This is a genomic window from Actinomadura sp. NPDC048032 (assembly GCF_040653175.1).
GTDB classification, from domain to species: domain Bacteria; phylum Actinomycetota; class Actinomycetes; order Streptosporangiales; family Streptosporangiaceae; genus Spirillospora; species Spirillospora verrucosospora.
The window spans coordinates 1-1,332 of record NZ_JBEZJP010000801.1 but is presented as its reverse complement, the minus strand read 5'-3'; the positions used below and the strand labels follow the sequence as shown (position 1 = coordinate 1,332).

Sequence of the window (1,332 nt, the reverse complement as noted above, 5' to 3'; positions counted from 1 at the left end):
GGCGGCCTTCGCCTGGGACTGCTCGCGGCGGAGCCGCTGGGCGGTCGCGAGGAACTGGGTGAGCTGGGAGCTGCGCTCGTGCGACAGGTGCGAGAAGACGGCGGCCTGGTCGAGGATCGACTGCGGGTCGTTGCTGCCGACGAAGCCGGTGACGTCGGCCGAGTCACCGTTCTTGTAGGCGGTGGCCGCCATCTGCGCGATCTTGGACCGCTGCTCCTCGAAGTCGGCCTGCTCCTGCTTGCTCGCCTTGGTCGCGGCGTCGAACTTCTTCTTGGCGACCTTGAGCTTCTCGCGGTTCTGGTTGAACTGCTCGACCTTCTGGTCCATCTTCTCGTTGAGCTTGTCGAGCGTCTTCTGGGCCTGCGCCCGGGTCGGCTTGGGCTCGGCGTGCGCCACCACCGGGGAGCAGGTCAGGGAGACCGCAACGGTCAGTCCGGCGACGGCCGCCAGGCGACGGCGGAGGCCTGTGCCCGCAGAGCCCGCCCCGCGGCCGGGCCGCTGTGCCGGTGCCCCGATGTGATCATTGGCCACGGTCGGTTTCGCCCCTCTCGTCCACGACGTCAGCGGACGACATTAGCGAGGGGCAACAGCCGTCACAACCGATTCATCACTCTTTGATTGACATCTCTCATTATCATCCACTTTTAGTGACGCCATGATCACATACCGCGAGGACTGCCTTATCGGAGCCTTATGGGCGTCTTAGGAGCGGCCCAGCCTGCGCAGCAGCAGGGAGGACGGGCAGGGGCGCGCGTTGGCGCGCCGGGCGGCGTCGGCGACCTCCCGGTCGGACGACACCACGACCACCGAGCGGCCCGGCGGCTCGGCCCGCACGAGCTCGCCGATCAGCTCGTCCGCCGTCTGGCCCGGGTGGCTGAACCGCACCCGCACCCCGCGCGGCGCCGCGATGGCGACCGGCGCGTCCAGTTCCGCCCCGTCGAACACGCACGTCACCTCGGCGCGCGTCTGCGCGGCGAGCCCGCCGAGCCCCGACAGCAGCCGGCTGCGCTGGTCGGCCAGCGGCAGCTCCCCGTACCCGGTCTTGGTGACGTTGTAGCCGTCCACCACCAGGTGCACCTGCGGAAGCGTCAGCAGCCGGTCCAGCAGCTGCGGGTCGCTGTCGGACAGGGCCCGGCCGGGCAGCGCGCGGTGCGCCAGCCGGTCGGGCTCCAGCCCGCCGACCGCGTCGGCGGGACGGCCGATGGTGGAGGGCAGGGCCAGCTCCCGGCGGACGCCCTGCGCGGCGTCCACCAGCGCGTCCAGCAGCATCCGCAGCCGCACGTCGTCGACGTTGCGCCCCTCCCGCGCGGCCCGCTTGGCGGTCTCGGCCGC

General features: G+C 71.4%; 1 protein-coding gene and 1 pseudogene. Both read right to left on the bottom strand.

Annotation, left to right across the window (positions count from 1 at the left end; genetic code table 11):
* Positions 1–399, bottom strand: a pseudogene (locus tag AB0C69_RS42330) (hypothetical protein); the annotation flags it as partial.
* Positions 400–702: 303 nt separating this feature from the next.
* A partial coding sequence (locus tag AB0C69_RS42325; RefSeq protein WP_360362607.1) for an NYN domain-containing protein occupies positions 703–1,332 on the bottom strand: 630 nt, incomplete at its 5' end.